This window comes from Rhodococcus sp. ACT016, from assembly GCF_050477185.1.
Taxonomy (GTDB): Bacteria; Actinomycetota; Actinomycetes; order Mycobacteriales; family Mycobacteriaceae; genus Prescottella.
Genome location: NZ_JBEAET010000001.1, coordinates 2,884,468 through 2,906,035 on the forward strand (window position 1 = coordinate 2,884,468; position 21,568 = coordinate 2,906,035).

Below are 21,568 nucleotides of genomic sequence, written 5' to 3' on the forward strand. Positions count from 1 at the left end.
GGGTGGGGCGGCAGACTCCGCTAGGTCTCGAGAAGATTACGAAAGCGCATCCATGATGTCGATTCGAACGCGCGGAAATTGCCTTGTTCGTCCGATTTGCCCGACCTCCAGGCGAGCCGGGCGGCGGGAGATCACATCCGGATAACAACGGGTTCGCAATCTGGGCGATCAGCGTTGCCGCACCACCGCCCCAGCGGCCCCGCCCCGAACAACCCCGACCGGTGTTGCCACTGGTCATCACAGCTTCCGCACGCACGCCGAGCGCGCACCGACCGAACACGGACACATGTCCATCGAACCCGCCGAAACCGCTCTCGCACAACGGAGATCGCGAACCTCGCGAGAGACGACCCGAGAAGCGAAATGTGACGCTCGTCTCTTCTTGCGGAACCAGGGTCCAAAGGCCCTGTCGGTGCCCGTCTCTACTGTCACGGATCGTGAGTTCTCCGCGCACCGCCCCCGCGTCCGCCGACGGTCAGCTGACCTTCGACGAGCTGGACGCCCCGCTGCGCGACACCACGTTCGTGATCGTCGACCTCGAGACCACCGGCGGCAGCGCCGAATCCGACGCCATCACCGAGATCGGGGCAGTCAAGGTCCGGGGTGGGGAGATCCTCGGTGAACTGGGCACCCTCGTCGACCCCGGTCGGTCGATCCCGCCGCACATCGTCGAGATCACCGGCATCACGACGGCGATGGTGCGCGACGCGCCGCGGATCGACGCCGTACTGCCGGCCTTCCTCGAGTTCGCCCGCGGCGCAGTGCTCGTGGCACACAACGCCGGATTCGACGTCGGCTTCCTCAAGGCCGCGTCCGCGCGCGCCGGGATCTCGTGGCCCCGTTTCCAGGTGCTCTGCACCGTCAAGCTGGCCCGCCGGGTGCTGAGCCGGGACGAGGCCCCGTCGGTGAAGCTGTCGGCACTGGCAACGCTGTTCGGTGCCGACACCACTCCGACGCACCGCGCACTCGACGACGCGCGGGCCACTGTCGACGTCCTGCACGCGCTCATCGGGCGTGTCGGCAACCAGGGCGTACAGAGCCTGCCCGAGCTCCTCGACTACCTGCCGCGGGTGTCGTCCGAGCAGCGCGCGAAACGCTCACTCGCAAGCCACCTCCCGCGCACCCCCGGTGTCTATCTCTTCCGCGGACCGTCCGACGAGGTGCTCTACGTCGGCACGGCGGTCGATCTGCACCGACGGGTCCGCACCTACTTCACCGGCTCCGAGACCCGGGGGCGCATGAAGGAGATGGTCGCGCTGGCCACCCGGATCGACCACGTCGAGTGCGCGCACGCGCTCGAGGCCGGGGTCCGGGAGCTGCGACTGCTCAGCGCCCACGTCCCGCCGTACAACCGGCGATCGAAGTTCCCGATGCGCGGCTGGTGGGTCACGCTGACCACGGAGGCGTTTCCGCGCCTCTCCGTGGTCCGTACGCCCACCGCGGACTCGCTGGGCCCCTTCCGGTCCCGGACCGACGCCGCCGACGCCGCGCTGACGGTCGCCGAGTTCTGCGGCCTGCGGACATGCACGACAAGGATCGGAAAGGGACAGCGACACGGACCGAAGTGCCCGCCCCGGGAGATCGGCGGCTGCACCGCGGTCGCCGACGACGAGGAGGGGTACCGCGTCGCACCCGACGTGGCGCGGGCGCTGCTGCGCGGCGAGGACGACGCGCCGCTGCGGGCCATGCGATCGCGCATCGCCGAACTCGCGGCGAACGAACTGTTCGAGAGCGCGGCCCGGCTGCGGGACCGGGTCGCGACCTTGGTGCTCGTCCTGCGTCGCATGCAGCGCCTCGCGGCGCTTGCGGCCGTCGAGGAACTGATCGCCGCCCGCCGGGCCGCCGAGGGCGGCTGGGAGTTCGCCGTGATCCGTTCGGGCCGCCTCGCCGCTGCCGGCGTGTCCCGACGCGGCGTCGCCCCCATGCCGGTCGTCGACGTGCTCGTCGCCTCGGCCGAGACCGTCCTGCCCGATGTCGCGCCGCTGCGGGGTGCCTCCCCCGAGGAACTCGCCGTCATCGCGCGCTGGCTCGACGCCGACGGGGTGCGGATCGTCCGGACCAGCGACGGCTGGTGCGAACCCGTCCACGGGGCGGGGTCGTGGGAGGAATGGTGCACGCTCGCCCGCGCCGCACAACCGCCTACTGTGTTGGGCGAACGTCAGCACAGTTAAGGAGCGACATGATCAACGCCATCGTCATGATCCACGCCGAGGCCGACCGGATCCCGGAGACCGCGCAGGCGGTGGCCGACCTCGACGGGGTGTCCGAGGTCTACTCGTGTGCCGGTGACATCGATCTGATCGCGATCGTGAAGGTGCGCGACCACGCCCAGATCGCGGAGGTCGTCACCGAGCGCATCAACAAGGTGCAGGGCGTCCTCAAGACCGCGACCCACATCGCGTTCCAGTCGTACTCGAGTGCGGACGTCGAGGCGGCCTTCTCGATCGGCGAGTAGCCGCCCCGCCCGTCCTCGCCTGCCTCAGCGGCCGGCGGCCGCCAGTTCCACGGTCAGTGCCGCCCACCGCTCGAGCAGGGCCGTGGCCGCCCCCGAGTCGATCGCGCGGGCGGCCTTCTCCATTCCGGCCGTCAGCGACTCCTCGAGACCGTTCTCGAGTCCGTCGAAAGCGGCGATCGCGCCGGCCGCGTTCAGCAGCACCGCGTCCCGGACCGGCCCGTCGTCACCAGCGAAGATCCCCCGCGCGATCCGCGCGTTGTCGGCGGCGTCGCCGCCGCGCAGGGCGTCGAGCGGCACCCGGGTGATGCCGAGGTCGGCCGGATCGAGTTTCTGCGTTCGTACGGTGCCCCCGGAGACGACGTGCACCTGCGACGTGGTCGATGTCGTGAGCTCGTCGAGACCGTCGTCACCCCGCACCACCAGCGCCGAGTTCCCGCGCTCCGCGAGGACGCCCGCGATCACCTCGATGAGGTCCTCGAACGCGCAGCCGATCAGTCCTGCTCGTGGGCGAGCCGGGTTGGTCAGCGGACCGAGGACGTTGAACACCGTCGGGATACCGATCTCCTTGCGGGGTGCTCCCGCGAACCGCAGCGCCGGATGGAAGACCGGCGCGAAGCAGAAGCCGATCCCGGCCTCCTCGACGCAGCGGGCCACGTCCGCAGCGCCGAGGTTGATGTGGACGCCCAGCGCCTCGAGGACGTCCGCGCCGCCGCTCTTCGACGACGCCGCCCGGTTGCCGTGCTTGACCACGCGGATGCCGGACGCCGCTACGACGACCGACGCCATCGTCGAGATGTTCACGGTGTTCGACCGGTCGCCGCCGGTGCCGACGATGTCCACGACATCAGGCGCTACCGGCACGCTCTTCGCGTGCCCGAGCATCGAGTCGGCGAGTCCGCGCAGTTCTGCAGGCGTCGGGCCCTTCATCTTGAGGGCGACACCGAACGCCGCGATCTGCGCCGACGTGGCGTTGTCGGACATGATCTCGTCCATCGCCCACGCCGTGTCGTCGGAGGACAGGTCCCGGCGGTCCGTGAGGGCACCCAGTACCGCGGGCCAGCTCCGGTCGATCGCGCCCGCCACTCGTTCCGTGCCCTGCGCTACCGACTGCCGCACCATCGCGATCCCTTCCGCTGCCCTTTCACCCGGCGCCCGGTGGGCGCCGTCGCCCCGCAGCTTAGTGCGCGCGGGTGCGGGGATGATCACTCACTCGGCCGCGGGCGGCTGCAGGCCCTCCCAGCCGAGTGCGGTGCCGTCCAGCCGCTGCGCCAGGCCGGCCATGCGCGAGCGCTCCTGCGAACAGTGCAGGGGGTCGAGAAGCTGCACACGCTCGAGCTGGAGGATCACGGTGGCGTCGTCCGCCGGATCGGGATCGCTCGCCGGCGCATACCCGTCCTGCGCCGCGATGTCGACCGCCTGTGGCACGGCCGAGGCCGGGAGGCGGAGATGATGCCGAAGGACAGCCTCGGCATCGGGAATCCACGCGGGCTCGCCCGCCGCGCCGCGGTCGAGCGCCGTCGAGCAGGCCTCCACGTCGTCGAATCCGGACACCACCACGATCAGGTCCGGACGGGTCCGATCGAGGGGTGCCGGCGCGCGCCTGGACAGAAATCCGCCTATCCAACGAGCGACACCACGCCTGAGTTCCATGTGCCTACTTTGTCACGTCCACCGACGGCCGCCCTGACCGCCGCGGAATGGCCTCTGACATGCATAGACGCGCCGAGACAGGACCCGGGTGGCTTTCCTTTACGACGAAGCGTCATACTTCTCAGCGTGACGAGCGCAGTAGGGACTTCAGGATCGGCAATCACCCAGCGCGTGCACTCGCTGAACCGGCCAAACATGGTCAGCGTCGGCACCATCGTGTGGTTGTCAAGCGAGCTCATGTTTTTCGCAGGGCTCTTCGCCATGTATTTCGTTGCACGAGCGCAGGCGAACGGGAACTGGCCACCGGAGCCGACCGAGCTGAATCTCGGGTTGGCCGTGCCGGTGACGCTGGTGCTGATCGCGTCTTCCTTCACCTGCCAGATGGGTGTCTTCGCGGCAGAAAAGGGTGACGTCTTCGGTCTCCGCCGCTGGTACACGCTCACCCTTGTCATGGGCACGTTCTTCGTGCTCGGCCAGGGTTACGAGTACTACCACCTGGTGCATGAGGGCACGACGATCTCGAGCAGCGTGTACGGATCGGTCTTCTACATGACGACCGGCTTCCACGGCATGCACGTCATCGGCGGTCTGATCGCGTTCGTCTTCTTGATCGTCCGCACCAAGCTCAGCAAGTTCACGCCTGCACAGGCGACTGCTGCGATCGTCGTTTCGTACTACTGGCACTTCGTCGACATTGTGTGGATCGGCCTGTTCGCCACGATTTATTTCATCCGTTAGCCAGCTGAACGACCAGGCAGCCCCCTGACGCTTCAGTCGTCCCGACATACCAAAGGGATACAGATGAGTTCATCCCCCCCTCCCGCAATCGAGGGTGACATGCCCAACCGCACCACAGCAGGTTCCGCCGCCAAGGCGCGCCGCCAGCGCAAGCTGCGCCGTCGCGTCACCGGCGCGCTGATCCTCATGCTGGGACTCGTGAGCGCCGGTTTCCTCGCCTCCGCCCTGACGCCTGCCCCGCAGGTCGCCACCGCGAGCGACGACTCCGCAGCGCTGATCCGCGAAGGCAAGCAGCTCTACGACACCTCCTGCATCACGTGCCACGGCGCGAACCTGCAGGGTGTCCAGGACCGCGGCCCCAGCCTGATCGGTGTCGGCGAGGCCGCCGTGTACTTCCAGGTGTCGTCCGGTCGTATGCCGGCTGCTCGCAACGAGGCGCAGGCTTCCCGCAAGCCCGCCAAGTTCGACGCCCGCCAGATCGACGCCATCGGCGCCTACGTCCAGTCCCAGGGTGGCGGCCCCACCCTGGTTCGCGACGAGAACGGTGAGATCGCGCAGTCCTCGCTCCGTGGCGACGACGTCGCACGTGGCAGCGAGCTGTTCCGCATGAACTGCGCGTCGTGCCACAACTTCACCGGTCGCGGCGGCGCGCTGTCCTCCGGTAAGTACGCCCCCGTTCTGGACCCGGCCAGCGAGCAGCAGATCTACGCCGCCATGGTCACGGGCCCCCAGAACATGCCCAAGTTCTCCGATCGTCAGCTGACGCTCGAGGAGAAGAAGGACATCATCGCCTACGTCAAGCAGTCGAGTGAGGCCAAGAGCCCGGGTGGCTACGGTCTCGGCGGCATCGGACCGGGGTCCGAGGGCCTCGCCATGTGGGTCATCGGCATCGTCGCTGTCGTCGGCGCAGCACTGTGGATCGGAGCAAGGTCATGAGCGACGCCGGCAGCGGCGGCACGCCGAAGAAGTACACGGACGACGAACTCGACCGGATGAGCCGGGACGAACTCGTCACGCTCGGTACCAATCTCGACGGCGTCGATGTGGCGTTCCAGAAGGATCGCTGGGCGGTCGAGGGCACCAAGGCGGAGAAGCGCGCTGAGCGTTCGGTGGCCTTCTGGTTCGCTCTCGCCGGCATCTCGGCGATCGCCTTCATCGGCATCTTCCTCTTCTGGCCGTGGGAGTACGCGGGCGAGGGCGAGGACACCTACTGGGCGTACAACCTCTACACCCCGCTGATCGGCTTCACGATGGGTCTCGCGATCCTCGGTGTCGGCGTCGGCGCGGTGAAGTTCACCAAGAAGTTCGTCCCTGAAGAGGTCTCGATCCAGGATCGCCACGACGGTGGTTCGGCAGAGGTCGACAAGCGGACCCTCGGGGCCCAGCTGAGCGACACCCTCGACAAGTCGACGATCGGCCGACGCAAGATGATCAAGCGCAGCCTGATCTTCGGTGGCGGCGCCGTCGGCGTCATGGCGGTCATGCCCCTCGGCGGCATGATCAAGAACCCGTGGGCCAAGGGCGACAACTCCCCGCTGTGGGTGTCCGGCTGGACCCCCCGCTACCCGGGCGAGACGATCTACCTGCGTCGCGACACCGGACGTCCGCACGACATCGTGCTGGTGCGCCCGGAGGACCTCGACGCCGGCGGCATGGAGACGGTGTTCCCGTTCCGTGAGTCCGAGCGTGGCAACGAGGAGGAGCTGTTCAAGGCGCTCCGCGGTATCCGCAACGCCGTGATGCTCATCCGTCTGCGCACCGAGGATGCTCAGAAGGCGGTCAAGCGCAAGGGCCAGGAGAGCTTCAACTACGGCGACTACATCGCCTACTCGAAGATCTGCACCCACCTCGGCTGCCCCACCTCGCTGTACGAGCAGCAGACCAACCGAATCCTGTGCCCCTGCCACCAGTCGCAGTTCGACGCGCTGCAGTACGGCAAGCCGATTTTCGGTCCCGCCGCTCGTGCTCTTCCGCAGCTGCCTATTACTGTGAACGAAGAGGGCTACCTCGTCGCCAACGGTGACTTCATCGAAGCCCTCGGCCCGGCATTTTGGGAGCGTCGACCGTGAGTACAACAACCCAGACCCGGATGGCGGAGCGAGCCGACGCTGTCGACTCGCGCTACCACCTCGCGGCCGGTATGAAGCGTCAGATCAACAAGGTCTTCCCGACCCATTGGTCTTTCATGCTCGGCGAGATCGCGCTCTACAGCTTCATCATCCTGCTGATCTCGGGTGTCTACCTGACACTGTTCTTCGACCCGTCGATGGCCGAGGTCACCTACAACGGTGCGTACGAGCCGCTCCGCGGCGTCGAGATGTCCCGCGCGTACGAGACCACGCTGAACATCTCCTTCGAGGTTCGCGGCGGTCTGTTCGTCCGACAGATCCACCACTGGGCCGCACTGATGTTCGCCGCGTCGATCATCGTGCACCTGCTGCGCATCTTCTTCACCGGCGCGTTCCGTCGCCCGCGTGAGGCGAACTGGGTCATCGGCTCGCTGCTGCTGATCCTGGCGATGTTCGAGGGCTTCTTCGGCTACTCGCTGCCCGACGACCTGCTCTCCGGTACGGGTCTGCGCGCCGCGCTGTCCGGCATCACCCTGAGTGTTCCGATCGCCGGCACCTGGCTGCACTGGCTGCTCTTCGGTGGCGACTTCCCCGGCAGCCTGATCATCCCGCGCCTGTACGTCGCGCACGTGCTGCTGATTCCCGGCATCCTGCTGGCTCTCATCGCCGCACACCTCGCGCTGGTCTGGTACCAGAAGCACACGCAGTTCCCCGGCCCCGGCCGCACCGAGCAGAACGTCGTCGGCGTCCGGATCCTCCCGGTGTTCGCCCTCAAGGGCGGCGCGTTCTTCGCGTTCACGTTCGGGATCCTGGCGATCATGGGCGGCGTGCTGCAGATCAACCCGATCTGGAACATCGGCCCGTACAACCCGTCGCAGGTGTCGGCTGGCTCGCAGCCTGACTTCTACATGATGTGGACCGACGGCATGGCGCGTCTGTGGCCGGCGTGGGAGATCTACCTGTTCGGCCGCTACACCATCCCGGCCGTGTTCGCTGTCGCGCTGATCATGGGCATCGTGTTCGCGCTGCTGATCGCCTACCCGTGGATCGAGAAGAAGTTCACGAAGGACGATGCGCACCACAACCTGCTGCAGCGTCCGCGTGACGTCCCGGTCCGCACCGGCATCGGCGCAATGGCCATCGCGTTCTACCTGGTGCTGACGATCTCCTGCATCAACGACATCATCGCCTACCACCTGGACATCTCGCTCAACGCGATGACCTGGATCGGTCGTATCGGCATGGTCTTGCTGCCTCCGATCGCCTACTACGTCACCTACCGGTTCTGCCTGGGTCTGCAGCGCAGCGACCGCGCGGTGCTCGAGCACGGCATCGAGACGGGCATCATCAAGCGCCTGCCGCACGGTGAGTACGTCGAGATCCACCAGCCGCTCGGCCCGGTCGACGATCACGGCCACCCGATCCCGCTGGAGTACCAGGGTGCCGCGATCCCGAAGAAGATGAACAAGCTCGGTTCCGCCGGCAAGCCCGGTTCGGGCAGCCTGCTCACGCCCGACCCGGTCGAGCAGAGCCAGGCACTCGAGGCTGCGCATCACGCAGCGGAGCACGAGCAGCTTCGGATTCTCACGGAGTACCAGGACCGCAACCGCGGAAACGGCTCAGGCGACGGCGAAGCGCACTAGTTCGCCGAGACTGACGGGAAGGCCCCGAACCGATTACGGTTCGGGGCCTTCCCGTTTTCGTCGTGAGTGGAGAAGAAGACGCTCCTCCCCTCCCCTGCCGGACGAGTACACGCGAGCCTCGTGGGTCACCCGGCACGGGTGAGGATGTGCCGCCGTCGGCTCGCTACCGTCGCGGTACCGAACCCATGCCGTGCGAGGAGGAACATTGAGCGATCGCAGCACCGCCATCACAGCGGAATCCTTCGGGATCAGCGTCCCGGACCGCGTCGAGACACCGATCGGATCGTTCGAGTTCTTCGACGGCGTCCCGCTTCCCGAGACCACCCGGAGTCTGTACGACAGTCTCGATTTCGTTCGCGGAGTCGACGCGTTCCTCAACGCCATGCCGGGGGCGTCCCTCGTGGCGATGCGTAAGGGGTTCCGCAGCGTCGGCATCGACGGGGTTCACGTACTGGCGTACACCGAGCCGCGTGCGAACTCGGGAGCCTTCTTCCTCACCCCGAACACCGAGACCACCTACGGCACGATGTTCATCGACCTCCGTGACGGCCCCGTGGTGATCGAGCCGCCCCGGGAATCGCTGTGTGTGGTCGACGATTTCTGGTTCCGGTACGTCGCGGACATGGGCATCGCCGGACCGGACAAGGGCACCGGCGGCCAATATCTTTTCCTGCCACCCGGATTCGAGGGCACCCCACCGGACGGGTACTTCGTCTACCGTCCGCCGACCTACACCATCTGGATCGTGTTCCGGGCTCTCGGCGGTGTCGAGGCGATGAAGCAGACCCGCGTCTACCGGCTTGCCGATGCGCAGAATCCGCCGGACATCACGTTCGTGAACATCGCGGACAAGCAGTTCAACACCGTGCACGCCAACGACTTCTCGTTCTTCGAAGAGGTCGACGAACTGGTGCAGGAGGAGCCTGCCGACTCGCTCGATCCCGAGCGCGCCGGGCAGCTCGCCGCGATCGGTATCCAGCACGGCCGCAAGTTCGACCCCGACGAGCGGCTGCGCGGCATCCTCGATGCGGCCGCACGGACCGCGGCCGGCGTCAGCCGCGCACTCGTCTACTCTCCGCGCAACCCGGACAGCTTCGTGTTCGAGGGGTCGTCGTGGAAGGCAGCGTTCGTCGGCGGCAGCTACGAGTTCCTCGACCACCATGCGCGACTGCTCGACGCACGTGCTCAGTTCCACTACTTCGCCACGGTGATTACCCCGGCGATGGCGCACGCACAGGTTGGCGCCGGATCCGCGTACACGTACACCGCGGAGGACTCCGACGGCCGAATCCTCGACGGCGGCAAGACCTACAGGCTGACCCTGCCCCCGAATCCGCCGGCCAAGAACTTCTGGTCGGTGGACGTCTACGACACCCAGACCCGGTCGCTCCTGCAGACCGACAATCCGTACCCGAGTCTGATGAGCCTGTCCGGCACCGTCGAACCCGAACCCGACGGGTCGTTTGTGCTGTGGTTCGGGCCGACCCCGCCCGCAGGCAAGGAAGCGAACTGGATCCAGACGATGCCGAACAAGAGCTGGTTCCCGATCATCCGCCTGTACGGGCCGCTCCAGCCCTGGTTCGACAAGACGTGGCAGCCGAGCGAGATCGAGCGAACCGAACTCCCCCGGGCCTGATCGAGTCCGACAACGCAGAAACCGAAGGCGCCGAACCCATGAGGGGTTCGGCGCCTTCGGGCGTTGTGGTCGAGAGACCTAGTGCTTCTCGGGTCCGAGGTGGTACTCGAAGACGAGGCCGGCCGCTGCGGCGAGAACCAACGCCACTGCGACGACGATCATCCACGGCTGGAAGAACGCCAGCGAGACTGCGGCGAAGGCGGCGGCACCGGCCAGCAGGATGGGCCAGAAGCTACCCGGGCTGAAGAAGCCCAGATCGCCGGAGCCGTCGGAGATCTCCGCCTCCTCGTAGTCCTCGGGGCGGGTGTCGAGACGACGCGCCACGAACCGGAAGTACGTTCCGACGATGAGGCTCAGGCCCGCCGACAGGACGATCGCGGTCAGGCCGGCCCATTCGATTCCCGTACGCGACATCGAGGTGAAGACACCGTAGACGATCGCGACGAGAATGAAGAACACCGTCAGGATCTCGAAGAGCTTGGCTTCGATCTTCATATCAGTTCTTGTCCTTGGTCAGGGGTGCTCGGGCGGTCACTTACCGCTGGCCGATGCCTCACGCACCGTACGGTCGGTGTTGAACGGCGACGTCGAGGTCGCAGTCGGGGATTCACCGATCGACGCCAGTGCCTCAGCGGTGTTCATGCCCTTGCCGCCTTCCTCGACGGGCTTGCGGGCCTCGATGTACTTCGCGAACTTCTCCGGCGACACGGCGCGGACCTCGAAGTTCATCATCGCGTGGAACGTGCCGCACATCTCGGCGCAACGGCCCACGAACGCGCCTTCCTTCTCGATCTCGCTGATCTGGAAGACGTTGTCCGAGTGGTTCTCCTTCGGGTTCGGGTTCACGTCACGCTTGAACAGGAACTCCGGAACCCAGAACGAGTGGATGACGTCCGAGGACGCGAGCACGAACTCGACACGCTTGCCGGTCGGCAGCACGAGGATCGGAACCTCGTTGCTGGAGCCGACGGTCTCGATCTTGTCGTAGTGCAGGTACGAGAGATCCTGGGTGTTCTTACCGTGGATCGGGCCGACCTTCTCACGGCCGTGCTCGTCGAGGCCCTCGGGCTTCGACGCAGCCAGTGCGGCCGCGGTGGCGGCCTCGTCGGTGCCCTCGTACTTGGCTGCGCCGTCGCCGAGGTCGATGGTGCGGTAGCCGAACTTCCAGTTCCACTGGTACGCCGTGACATCCACGACGACGTTCGGGTTGTCCTTCTTCTCGGTCACGTAGTTCTGGACGACCACGGTGAAGTAGAAGAGCACGGCGATGATCACGAACGGGACGGCCGTGTAGAAGAGCTCCAGCGGCACGTTGTATGCCGTCTGACGCGGGAACTCGGGCGAGTCCTTCTTCTTACGGTGGAAGATGATCACCCAGAAGGTGAGGCCCCACACGATGACACCCATGACGAGGGCGGCGATGACCGACCACGTCCACAGTTCGCGCATACGTTCGGCCTGCGGGGTAACTCCCGATGGCCACCCGAAGCGAAGCACCGAATTGTCGATTGAACAACCCGACAGCAGCATGGCAGCTATGCCCAGAGATGCTGCCAGCCCGGCTCGCCGAAGGATCCGACCTTGCGCCACGTTCACGCCTTCCTGATCGCCGCAATTCCACTAGGGCACACCCGAAGGGAAGGCCCAATTACTACGCAGCGTAGACCAAAGGCGCCGATCCTCCACTGTCGGGTCGGCGCCCGTGTTGCAGTCAGGACGAATGACCCTCAACGGTACGCGCCCCACCTGGGATTCAGCTGAGATCACAGCGGACGCGGACGGTCCGGCGACCGCCCTCACGCGAAAACTGCGGCATACTTCCGTGGGGAATTCGCCGCCCGCACGGGACGGTCGATCTCCGACCGACAATCGACTCCGAAACGAGGTACTGGACGCTGTGTGCGGACTGCTCGGACTACTGACCACCGACGGCACCAGCGACGACGCGGTCGCTCGCGTCGATGCGGCCATGCACTGCCTGCGCCATCGTGGTCCCGACGAGCACGGGACCTGGCACGACGACGACCTGATCTTCGGCTTCAACCGGCTGTCGATCATCGATATCGAGCACTCGCACCAGCCGCTGCGATGGGGGCCGCCGGAGAATCCGGAGCGCTACGCCCTCACCTTCAACGGCGAGATCTACAACTACCTCGAGATCCGCGCCGAGCTCGCGAAGGACCACGGCGCCCAGTTCCGCACAGAGGGTGACAGCGAGGCCATCGTCGCCGCCTACCACTACTGGGGCGCCGACGCGGTCCGCCGGCTGCGGGGCATGTTCGCGTTCGCCGTGTGGGACACCGAGACCCGTGAGCTGTTCGTGGCACGCGACCCGTTCGGCATCAAGCCGCTGTTCATCGCGACCGGAACCCACGGCACCGCGTTCGGCAGCGAGAAGAAGAGCCTGCTGGAACTGGCCGACGTCGTCGGCATCGACCTCGACCTCGATCCACGCGCGACCGAGCACTACACGGTGCTGCAGTACGTGCCGGAGCCCGAGACGCTGCACGCCGGGATCCGTCGCCTGGAGTCTGGTTGCTACGCGCGCCTGAAGCCGGGCAAGGAGCCCGAGGTCACCCGCTACTTCACGCCGAAGTTCCCGGCCGTGCCGTTCGCCCCGGGATCGGAGCAGTCCCGGTACCGGGAGATCGCCGAAGCGCTCGAGGACTCGGTGGCCAAGCACATGCGCGCCGACGTCACCGTGGGCTCGTTCCTGTCGGGCGGCATCGACTCGACCGCGATCGCGGCGCTCGCGATGCGGCACAACCCGAACCTGATCACCTTCACGACCGGCTTCGAGCGCGAGGGCTACTCCGAGGTGGACGTCGCGGCCGAGTCCGCGGCCGCGATCGGCGCCCGGCACGTGGTCAAGGTCGTCTCCCCCGCCGAGTTCGCGGCCGCGATCCCGGAGATCATCTGGTACCTCGACGATCCGGTCGCCGACCCGGCGCTGGTGCCGCTGTGGTTCGTCGCGAAGGAGGCCCGCAAGCACGTCAAGGTGGTGCTCTCGGGAGAGGGCGCCGACGAGCTGTTCGGCGGCTACACGATCTACCGTGAGCCGCTGTCGCTCAAGCCGTTCGAGTACCTTCCCAAGCCGCTGCGCCGGGCCGCCGGCAAGCTGTCCGAGCGCATCCCCGAGGGCACCCGCGGCAAGAGCCTGCTGCATCGGGGATCGATGACGCTCGAGGATCGCTACTATGGCAACGCCCGCAGCTTCAGTGACGCCCAACTCCGCGCGGTGCTGCGCGACTTCCGCCCGGAGTGGACGCACCAGGACGTGACGGCGCCGATCTACGCGCAGTCCCGTGACTGGGATCCGGTGGCACGCATGCAGCATCTGGACCTGTTCACCTGGATGCGCGGCGACATCCTCGTCAAGGCCGACAAGGTGACGATGGCGAACTCACTCGAGTTGCGCGTGCCGTTCCTCGACACCGAGGTGTTCGACGTCGCGTCGCGCGTGCCGCTGGATCAGAAGATCACGAAGACCACGACGAAGTACGCGCTGCGGCAGGCACTCGAGGGCATCGTCCCGGCGCACGTGCTGCATCGCGCGAAGCTGGGTTTCCCGGTGCCGCTGCGGCATTGGCTGGCCGGCACCGAGCTGTTCGATTGGGCGCACCAGCAGATCGCCGAATCGGGCACCGACCACATCTTCGACAAGGCCGCCGTCATGCGGATGCTCAACGAGCACCGTGCGGGCACATCCGATCACAGCCGCCGACTGTGGACGGTCCTGTGCTTCATGGTGTGGCACGGCATCTTCGTCGAGAAGCGCATCGTGCCGCAGATCCAGGAGCCGGTGTACCCCGTCAGCCTCTGACGGCTCGGCCCGCCCCGGAAACGACACCGCCCGGATTCCTCCGCGAGGAATCCGGGCGGTTGTGTCTGCGGCGGCCTACGGCAGCAGCGTGGCGATCTCGGCGGCGGCGTCCTTGCCGTACGCCTCGGTGAGACGCTTGATCGCGTCGTCGCGCTGGAAGGTCCACTCCTGGGTGCCGACCGTCTCGAGGACGTACACGGCGACCAGCGAACCCAGCTGCGCGGACCGTTCGAGGCTCAGGCCCGCGGAGTGCGCGAGCAGGAAGCCGGCGCGGAACGCGTCGCCGACGCCGGTGGGGTCGACCTTGCCGCGCTCGGGCACGACACCGACGCGGATCCAGTTGCCGTCGGCGTCGACGATCTCGACGCCCTTCGCGCCGAGCGTGGTGACCCGCAGCCCGACCTGGGCACGGATCTCCTCCTCCGACAGGCCGGTCTTCTGCTGCAGCAGGCCCCACTCGTACTCGTTGGTGAACAGGTACTTGGCACCGCCGATGAGCTTCTTGGCGTCATCGCCGGACAGGCGCGCGAGCTGCTGGGACGGGTCGGCCGCGAACGGAATGCCGAGTCGACGGCACTCGTCGGTGTGGCGGACCATCGCGTCGGGGTCGTTGGCGCCGATCAGCACCAGGTCGACGCCGTCGGCGACGGACGCCAGCTCGATGTCGCGGGCCTCGCTCATCGCGCCCGGGTAGAAGGACGCGATCTGCGCCATATCCTCGTCGGTGGTGCAGACGAACCGCGCAGTGTACGCGGTGTCGGAGACACGCACCCCGCTGCAGTCGACACCGTTGGACTCGAGCCAGGTGCGGTACTCGGCGAAGTCGGCACCCGCGGCACCGACCAGCAGCGGCGAGCCACCGAGCACACCCATCGCGTAGGCGATGTTGCCGCCGACGCCACCGCGGCGGATCACGAGGTCGTCGACCAGGAAGCTCAGCGAGATGTGCGCGAGCTGGTCGGCGAGCAGCTGCTCGGCGAAGCGGCCCGGGAACCGCATCAGGTGGTCGGTGGCGATGGAACCGGTAACCGCAATAGTCACGCGCGGGTGCCTTTCAGCTCGGATGGTGAATGGTGCGCAACGCAAGCTGACGCGGAGCCTGCCGGTGTGGCCGACTCCGCGTCAGAGTGCGTGATGAGGTTGTACGGGACTCAGTTGAAGGAGTCGCCGCAGGCGCAGGAACCCGTGGCGTTCGGGTTGTCGATCGTGAAGCCCTGCTTCTCGATCGTGTCGACGAAGTCGATGGAGGCGCCCTCGACGTAGGGAGCGCTCATGCGGTCGACGGCGAGGTTGACGCCACCGAAGTCGACGACGAGGTCACCGTCGAGGCTGCGGTCGTCGAAGAACAGCTGGTAGCGAAGGCCGGCACAGCCACCGGGCTGCACGGCGATGCGCAGCGCGAGGTCGTCGCGTCCCTCCTGATCGAGCAGCGCCTTCGCCTTCGCGGACGCGGTCTCGGTCATCGTGACGCCGTGAGTGGCGGTCTCGTTCTGCACAGTCATGGGCTCTCCCTGTCGCTCGTGCCAAACCCGTGATCGCTTCAACGGTACTCTGCGGCCCTCTATTCCTCATGTATCGGCCCGAACTCCGCGGACGCGGACGCACCCCGCCAACCACCGGCGACGCACGACGTCAGTGCCTCGAGACGCTCGGCCGCCTCGGCCATGGCCCGTTCGACCGATCCGGCGAAGTCCGCGATCGAGAAGGCCGCCACTATCCCGGCGCCGCGGACAGTGTCCCGGTCGACCGCGACCTGGCCCGCGATCACCACGGTGGGCACCCCGGCGTCGGCGGCCACCCGCGCGAGCGAGGTGACGAGCTTGCCGCGCAATGACTGGTGATCGAACTTCCCCTCGCCGGTGATCACGATGTCCGACGCCGCCACCTGCCCGATCTGGTCGGTGCAGCGCGCCACGACGGACGCCCCCGATTCCCGGACGGCCCCGAGCGCGAGCAGCGCGGCGCCGAGCCCGCCGGCGGCGCCCGCCCCGGCGAGGTCGGCGACGTCGCGGCCGCACGCAGCCCGCAACTCGTCCGCCCAGGCGGCGTTGCGCTTTTCGAGGACCTCTACGGTGGCCTCGTCGGCGCCCTTCTGGGGCCCGAAGATCCGGGCCGCGCCATGCTCACCGAGCAGCGGATGCTCGACGTCGGTGGCCGCTACCAGGTCGATCCCGGCGAGCCGCTGCCGCGCGCGGTCGAGTCCGCCGAGTGCGGCGACCATGCCGCGGCCGCCGTCGGTACAGCAACTGCCGCCGAGCCCGATCACGATCCGCTTCGCACCCGCGTCGACGGCCGCGGCCACCAACTGCCCCACGCCACGGCTGTGGGCGCGGATCGCGCTCTCCGGTGTGGGCGGGCCACCGAGCAACCCGAGACCGACGGCCTGCGCCGATTCGACGTACGCGACGCCGTCGACCAGCACCCAGCGTGCGTCGGTCCCGGAGTCGAGCGGCCCGTCGACCCGGGTCGCCCGCAGCCCGCCGAGCGTGTCGGAAATCACGTCGACGAATCCGGGGCCACCGTCGGACTGCGGTGCGCGGACGATGTCGTCGTCGGGCCTGGCGGCCGCCCAGCCGACGGCCATCGCCTCGGCCGCCTGTACCGCAGTGAGGGTTTCGCCGAACGAGTCGGGGGCGATCAGCACGCGCATCAGCGCAGTGTATGGCGGCCGCTCGACCTCGGCATTTCGGTCACCTTCCTGGAGGTTCGACCGGTGGTCGGTTTCGCCACGACGTCGGTTATCCAATAGCCTGGTGACGTGAAGCTGCTACGCCGAGGCGACTCCGACAATTCCGACAAGCGCGACGTCGAGGTCATCGAGTCGACCGCGGAGACCCCCACCGAGACGTCCGGGGCGTCCGGGACCGTCGAGAACGGCGGAGCGTCGACGCCCGGCAAGGGGCGTCCGACCCCCAAGCGTCGCGAGGCCGAGGCCAAGCGCCGCGGCCCCGTCGCACCCGCGCCGCTCACCTCCAAGGAGGCCCGCGCCCGCCGCAAGTCGACGCAGGGCTCCAAGGAGGAGCGCAAGGCGGCCGCCGCGGTGCGCCGCGCCGAGTCGGCCGACCGTCGCGCGCGCATGCTCGCCGGCGAGGACAAGTACCTGCTGCCGCGAGACAAGGGACCGGTCCGCGCGTACGTGCGCGACCTCGTCGACAGCCGCCGCAACCTGGTCGGCCTCTTCATGCCGCTCGCGCTGATCCTGATCATGGCGATGTTCCTCAGCCCCGTCATCCAGAGCTATGTCACGCTCGGCATGCTGGTGATGATGCTGTTCATGGCCGGCGAGGGCTACTTCCTCGGCCGGATGATCAACAACAAGGTGCGCGAGCGTTTCCCGGACAGCGTCGACGGCGGGTTCAAGCTGGGCTGGTACGCGTTCGTCCGTGCTTCGCAGATCCGCAAGATGCGCGCCCCCAAGCCCCGCGTGGGCCCCGGCGACGCCGTCTGACACGCGCTCCGTATCGGGCCGGTCCTCGCACCGCGGGGACCGGCCCGACGCGGTTGGTAGCGTCTATCCCCGTGCCCTCCCCCGCTTCCCCCGCCCCGCGCCGCACGCTCGTGCTCGGTGGCGCCCGGTCCGGTAAGTCGGCGCATGCCGAGGGCCTGCTCGACGATCTCGACGGCAACCTTCCGATCCGCTACGTGGCCACCGCCCGCCGCTATCCGGGCGACGACGACTGGGAGGCCCGGATCGATCTCCACCGGTGCCGTCGCCCCCGTTCGTGGACGACGGTCGAGACCGGTGGCGACGGCAGCCTGATCGACGTGCTCGCAGCACCCGGCACGCATCCGCCGACGCTCGTCGACGACCTCGGCACATGGCTCACGTGCGAACTCGACGACGCTGGAGCGTGGGACGCCCCGCGCGGCGCCATCTCTCGCCGCACAGACGCCCTGGTCGACACGGTCGCCGGGTTCGACGGCAGGCTGCTGCTGGTCAGCCCCGAGGTGGGGTTGGGCGTGATCCCCGAGACCCGGGCGGGTCGACTGTTTCGCGACGAGATCGGCGCCCTCAACTCCCGCCTGGCCGAGGTGTGCGACGACGTCGTCCTCGTCGTCGCCGGTATCGCACTGACGCTCAAATGATCGATGCTGAGATGAAAGGTCAAGCGTGACAAGCGAATCCGTGAGTCCGACGGCTCCCCACTTCGAGCTTCCCGTCCCACCGGACGCCGAGGTGCGGGCGCAGGCCCAGGCTCGCCAGCTGTTGCTGACCAAGCCGACCGGCTCGCTCGGCCGGCTCGAGGAACTTTCGGTGTGGGCGGCCGCGTGCCAAGGCGTGTGCCCGCCGCACGTGTTCGCGCGCCCCCGCGTCGTCGTCTTCGCCGGCGACCACGGCATCGCCCAGGGCGGTGTGTCGGCGTATCCGCCCGAGGTCACCGCGCAGATGGTCGCCAACTTCCGCGACGGCGGTGCCGCCGTCAACGTGCTCGCGTCGATCGCCGGAGCCGGGGTGCGCGTGGTCGACATGGCTGTGGACACCGACACCGATCCCGCCGTCTCGACCTACAAGGTGCGCCGGTCCTCCGGGTCGATCGACCGCGAGGACGCGATGACCCACGAGGAGACGCTGCGCGCGATCGCCGCGGGACGCGCCATCGCCGACGAGGAGGTCGACTCGGGAGCCGACCTGCTGATCGCCGGCGAGATGGGCATCGGCAACACCACGCCCGCCACCGTCCTGGTGGCGGCGATCACCGACACCGAACCCGTCGCCGCCGTCGGGCGCGGCACCGGGATCGACGACGCCGCCTGGATGCGCAAGACCGCCGCGGTCCGCGACGCGCTGCGCCGGGCGCGGCCGTACGTGCGCGACGCCGTCGGACTTCTCCGCACGGTGTCGGGCGCCGACCTGGCCGCCATGGCCGGGTTCCTCGCGCAGGCCGCCGTCCGGCAGACACCGGTGATCGTCGACGGTCTCGTGGTGACCGCGTCGGCGCTGGTCGCCGAGCAGTTGGCGCCGGGTGCACGCGAGTGGTGGGTGGCAGGGCACCGCTCCACCGAGCCGGCCCACACGCTCGCGCTGCGGCACCTCGGGCTCGATCCCATCCTCGGCCTGAACATGCGCCTCGGCGAAGGATCGGGCGCGGTGACGGCGCTGCCGGTGCTCCAGGGGGCCGTGGCGACGCTCGCGCACATGGCGACCTTCGACCAGGCCGGGGTCAGCAACAACGCGGCACCCGAACCCGAGCCGGAATCGGACTGACGGTGCGGGGCGCGGTCACCGGTCTGACACTGGCGCTGTCCTGGCTGACGGTGGTGCCGGTCCGTGGCCCCCAGGAGATCGGCCGACCCGAGGGGCGCCGCGCGATCGGCGCGGCGCCCGTGGTGGGCGCGCTGCTCGGGGCCGCCGCGGCGGGCCTGCTGTGGCTGCTGCAGCGCGGCGGTCTCGACCCGGCGCTCGCCGGACTGCTGACGGTCGGGGCCTTGGCCCTGTTCACCCGCGGCATGCACGTCGACGGCCTCGCCGACACCGCGGACGGTCTCGGCTGCTACGGACCACCTGAGCGCGCGCGGGAGGTCATGCGCAGCGGCGGCGCCGGCCCGTTCGGCGTGGCCGCGCTGGTCGTGACGATCGGCGTCCAGGCCGTGGCCCTCGGCACGCTCGGGTCGAACAGCGCGTGGCTCGGAGTCGCCACCGCCGTCGCCGCGGGCCGCGTCGCGGTCGTGTTCGCCTGCCGCCGCGGGATTCCCCCGTCCAGCACGACGGGTTTCGGCGCGCTCGTGGCGGACTCGCAGCCGCGGTGGGCGGCCGTGTCGTGGGCACTGGCCCTGGCGGTAGCGGCGGTGTGGGCGGTTCCCGGAAGGTGGTGGCAGGGTCCCGTCGTCGTCCTCGTCGCATTGGTCGCAGCGGCACTGCTGGTCCGACACTGCATGCGCCGGTTCGACGGCATCAACGGTGACGTTCTCGGCGCCGCGACCGAGTTCACCGTCGCGGCGACCGCGGTCGGGTTCCTGCTCGGAGGCTGATCCCGACGATCGCGGCGCCCACGATCACCGTCCCTGTGGCGCGGTGATCGAAGACCGGGCGCGCGACCCGCACGTCGGATGCCTCCGCCCACGTGCACGACACGCCCACGACGGGTGACCAGAACCGCGTCGCGCCGACCAAGGGCGACCCCTCGTCCACGAAATCGTGCGTCGGTCGCAGCTCCGTGCAGATATCCGATGCCGACCTGCCGACTCCGAGTGCACTGAACACACCGAACGCACCCAACATGAGGACCGTGCCGACGATCGCGCCGACGACGGCAGCGGTTCGGCGACATGGGCGGGTCACGCACCGACCGTAACCGGGAACCCGTGTACCCCACTCAGATTCGATGAACCCCGCTCCGCCGGAAAGCGATCGGGCCCTTCCGCCGGAAGCGGAAGGGCCCGATGTCGTTTCGTCGGTGCGTGCGCTCAGCGCAGCTTGGTCATCCAGTTGTGGGTGTCGGCGAAGGTGCCGCGCTGGATGCCGGTGAGGGTGTCGCGCAGCGCCATCGTGATCTTGCCGGGTTCGCCGTCGGCGATAGTGAACTCGCCCTCGGCGGACTTGACCCGGCCGACCGGGGTGATGACGGCGGCGGTGCCGCACGCGAACACCTCGGTGATCTCGCCCGAGGCGGCCTTCTCGCGCCACTCGTCGGTGCTGATCTTGCGCTCCTCCACCGAGAAGCCGGCGTCGGTCGCGAGGCTCAGCAGCGAGTCACGGGTGATACCGGGCAGCAGCGAACCGGACAGCGACGGCGTCACCAGGCGCGCGTCCGGGCCGGAGCCGAAGACGAAGAACAGGTTCATCCCGCCCATCTCCTCGACATACTTGCGATCGATGGCGTCGAGCCACACCACCTGGTCGCAGCCCTCGTCCGACGCTTGCGCCTGCGCGAGCAGCGACGCCGCGTAGTTGCCGGCGAACTTGGCGGCGCCGGTGCCACCCGGTGCAGCGCGCACGTACTCACGCGAGAGCCACACGCTCACGGGCTTGACGCCGCGCGGGAAGTAGGCGCCCGCGGGGGACGCGATCAGCAGGTAGCGGTACTCCTTGGCCGGACGGACGCCCAGGCCCGCCTCGGTGGAGAACATGAACGGACGCAGGTACAGCGAGTCCTCGCCGCCGGCCTCGGGAACCCACGCCTCGTCGACGTCGAGCAGCGCCTCGATGGATCCGACGAACAGCTCGTCGGGCAGCTCCGGCATCGCGAGCCGGCGAGCCGACTGGCGCAGGCGCTCTGCGTTCGCGGTGACACGGAACGACGAGATGCCGCCGCTCGGCTGACGGTATGCCTTGAGGCCTTCGAAGATCGCCTGACCGTAGTGCAGGACCATTCCGGCCGGATCGAGCTCGATCGGCCCGTACGGCAGCACCTCGGCGTCGTGCCAACCGCGGCCCTCGGTGTACATGATCGACACCATGTGATCGGTGAAGTACCGACCGAACCCGGGCGCCTCCAGAACCTTGCGCCGCGCCTCGTCGGAGGCGGGAGAAGGATGCTGGGTGCGCGCGAATTCCAGGCCGTCTGTCATAAGCCGTGATCCTATCTAACGAAGTTTCGCCGCTTATCTGGTGTT

General features: G+C 68.3%; 21 protein-coding genes. 12 read left to right on the top strand and 9 right to left on the bottom strand.

Features of this window, described 5'->3' with window-relative positions; genetic code table 11:
- Positions 1-437 precede the first annotated feature (437 nt).
- Positions 438-2,171 carry a DEDD exonuclease domain-containing protein gene (locus ACQ5DX_RS13210; RefSeq protein WP_430333054.1) on the top strand — a complete coding sequence of 578 codons (1,734 nt, stop codon included), beginning with the start codon at positions 438-440 and terminating at the stop codon, positions 2,169-2,171.
- A gap of 8 nt (positions 2,172-2,179) precedes the next feature.
- Complete coding sequence (locus ACQ5DX_RS13215; protein WP_430333055.1) at positions 2,180-2,455, top strand: Lrp/AsnC family transcriptional regulator; 276 nt, start codon at positions 2,180-2,182, stop codon at positions 2,453-2,455.
- A gap of 24 nt (positions 2,456-2,479) precedes the next feature.
- Here the strand turns inward: ACQ5DX_RS13215 and trpD are convergent, their stop codons facing one another.
- Positions 2,480-3,574, bottom strand: a complete 1,095-nt coding sequence (gene trpD / locus ACQ5DX_RS13220; protein ID WP_430333056.1) for an anthranilate phosphoribosyltransferase — start codon at positions 3,572-3,574, stop codon at positions 2,480-2,482.
- An 87-nt stretch (positions 3,575-3,661) separates the two neighbouring features.
- Positions 3,662-4,105: a hypothetical protein gene (locus tag ACQ5DX_RS13225; protein ID WP_430333057.1), complete on the bottom strand. Its 444-nt coding sequence runs from the start codon at positions 4,103-4,105 to the stop codon at positions 3,662-3,664.
- A 126-nt stretch (positions 4,106-4,231) separates the two neighbouring features.
- On the opposite strand from ACQ5DX_RS13225, the gene ctaE reads away from it, so the two are divergent.
- The 5 genes from ctaE to ACQ5DX_RS13250 all read left to right on the top strand — a co-directional run bounded on the left by ctaE (position 4,232) and on the right by ACQ5DX_RS13250 (position 10,191).
- Positions 4,232-4,843 carry an aa3-type cytochrome oxidase subunit III gene (gene ctaE / locus ACQ5DX_RS13230; RefSeq protein WP_430333058.1) on the top strand — a complete coding sequence of 204 codons (612 nt, stop codon included), beginning with the start codon at positions 4,232-4,234 and terminating at the stop codon, positions 4,841-4,843.
- A 63-nt stretch (positions 4,844-4,906) separates the two neighbouring features.
- On the top strand, positions 4,907-5,779 hold the full coding sequence (gene qcrC, locus ACQ5DX_RS13235; RefSeq protein ID WP_430333059.1) for a cytochrome bc1 complex diheme cytochrome c subunit: 873 nt from the start codon (positions 4,907-4,909) through the stop codon (positions 5,777-5,779).
- Positions 5,776-6,912: a cytochrome bc1 complex Rieske iron-sulfur subunit gene (gene qcrA / locus ACQ5DX_RS13240; RefSeq protein WP_430333060.1), complete on the top strand. Its 1,137-nt coding sequence runs from the start codon at positions 5,776-5,778 to the stop codon at positions 6,910-6,912. Before qcrC ends, qcrA begins: the two co-directional genes overlap by 4 nt.
- Positions 6,913-6,932: 20 nt before the next feature.
- Positions 6,933-8,555: a cytochrome bc1 complex cytochrome b subunit gene (gene qcrB / locus ACQ5DX_RS13245; RefSeq protein WP_430335647.1), complete on the top strand. Its 1,623-nt coding sequence runs from the start codon at positions 6,933-6,935 to the stop codon at positions 8,553-8,555.
- A gap of 205 nt (positions 8,556-8,760) precedes the next feature.
- A complete protein-coding gene (locus ACQ5DX_RS13250; protein ID WP_430333061.1) occupies positions 8,761-10,191 on the top strand; it encodes a DUF1254 domain-containing protein in 1,431 nt (476 codons plus the stop codon).
- A 78-nt stretch (positions 10,192-10,269) separates the two neighbouring features.
- On the opposite strand, the gene ACQ5DX_RS13255 is transcribed toward ACQ5DX_RS13250, so the two are convergent.
- Positions 10,270-10,686 carry a cytochrome c oxidase subunit 4 gene (locus ACQ5DX_RS13255; RefSeq protein WP_430333062.1) on the bottom strand — a complete coding sequence of 139 codons (417 nt, stop codon included), beginning with the start codon at positions 10,684-10,686 and terminating at the stop codon, positions 10,270-10,272.
- A 36-nt stretch (positions 10,687-10,722) separates the two neighbouring features.
- Positions 10,723-11,787: an aa3-type cytochrome oxidase subunit II gene (gene ctaC / locus ACQ5DX_RS13260; protein WP_430333063.1), complete on the bottom strand. Its 1,065-nt coding sequence runs from the start codon at positions 11,785-11,787 to the stop codon at positions 10,723-10,725.
- 301 nt (positions 11,788-12,088) lie between these two features.
- On the opposite strand from ctaC, the gene asnB reads away from it, so the two are divergent.
- The gene (gene asnB / locus ACQ5DX_RS13265; RefSeq protein ID WP_430333064.1) at positions 12,089-14,014 is read left to right on the top strand and encodes an asparagine synthase (glutamine-hydrolyzing); all 1,926 of its coding nucleotides are present in this window, start codon (positions 12,089-12,091) and stop codon (positions 14,012-14,014) included.
- Positions 14,015-14,089: 75 nt separating this feature from the next.
- Here asnB and ACQ5DX_RS13270 read toward each other — a convergent pair whose 3' ends face one another.
- The 3 genes from ACQ5DX_RS13270 to ACQ5DX_RS13280 form a co-directional block, all read right to left on the bottom strand.
- Positions 14,090-15,055, bottom strand: coding sequence for a carbohydrate kinase family protein (locus tag ACQ5DX_RS13270; protein ID WP_430333065.1), 966 nt, complete (start codon positions 15,053-15,055; stop codon positions 14,090-14,092).
- Between the two features lie 110 nt (positions 15,056-15,165).
- Positions 15,166-15,516, bottom strand: coding sequence for a HesB/IscA family protein (locus tag ACQ5DX_RS13275; protein WP_225020360.1), 351 nt, complete (start codon positions 15,514-15,516; stop codon positions 15,166-15,168).
- Between the two features lie 59 nt (positions 15,517-15,575).
- Positions 15,576-16,664 (bottom strand): glycerate kinase family protein, encoded by a 1,089-nt coding sequence (locus ACQ5DX_RS13280; protein ID WP_430333066.1) that lies wholly within the window; start codon positions 16,662-16,664, stop codon positions 15,576-15,578.
- A 108-nt stretch (positions 16,665-16,772) separates the two neighbouring features.
- Here ACQ5DX_RS13280 and ACQ5DX_RS13285 point away from each other — a divergent pair, with 108 nt between their 5' ends.
- From ACQ5DX_RS13285 to ACQ5DX_RS13300, 4 genes are all read left to right on the top strand, one after another.
- Positions 16,773-17,462: a DUF3043 domain-containing protein gene (locus ACQ5DX_RS13285; protein WP_430333067.1), complete on the top strand. Its 690-nt coding sequence runs from the start codon at positions 16,773-16,775 to the stop codon at positions 17,460-17,462.
- Positions 17,463-17,533: 71 nt separating this feature from the next.
- On the top strand, positions 17,534-18,100 hold the full coding sequence (locus ACQ5DX_RS13290) for a bifunctional adenosylcobinamide kinase/adenosylcobinamide-phosphate guanylyltransferase (protein WP_430333068.1): 567 nt from the start codon (positions 17,534-17,536) through the stop codon (positions 18,098-18,100).
- Positions 18,101-18,125: 25 nt separating this feature from the next.
- Positions 18,126-19,220 (top strand): nicotinate-nucleotide--dimethylbenzimidazole phosphoribosyltransferase, encoded by a 1,095-nt coding sequence (gene cobT / locus ACQ5DX_RS13295; protein ID WP_430333069.1) that lies wholly within the window; start codon positions 18,126-18,128, stop codon positions 19,218-19,220.
- A gap of 2 nt (positions 19,221-19,222) precedes the next feature.
- On the top strand, positions 19,223-19,984 hold the full coding sequence (locus ACQ5DX_RS13300) for an adenosylcobinamide-GDP ribazoletransferase (RefSeq protein ID WP_430333070.1): 762 nt from the start codon (positions 19,223-19,225) through the stop codon (positions 19,982-19,984).
- Here ACQ5DX_RS13300 and ACQ5DX_RS13305 read toward each other — a convergent pair.
- The gene (locus ACQ5DX_RS13305; RefSeq protein WP_430333071.1) at positions 19,941-20,294 is read right to left on the bottom strand and encodes a hypothetical protein; all 354 of its coding nucleotides are present in this window, start codon (positions 20,292-20,294) and stop codon (positions 19,941-19,943) included. The two genes, ACQ5DX_RS13300 and ACQ5DX_RS13305, sit on opposite strands and share 44 nt — an antisense overlap.
- Positions 20,295-20,419: 125 nt before the next feature.
- Positions 20,420-21,523, bottom strand: coding sequence for a branched-chain amino acid aminotransferase (locus ACQ5DX_RS13310; protein WP_430333072.1), 1,104 nt, complete (start codon positions 21,521-21,523; stop codon positions 20,420-20,422).
- Positions 21,524-21,568: the final 45 nt, after the last annotated feature.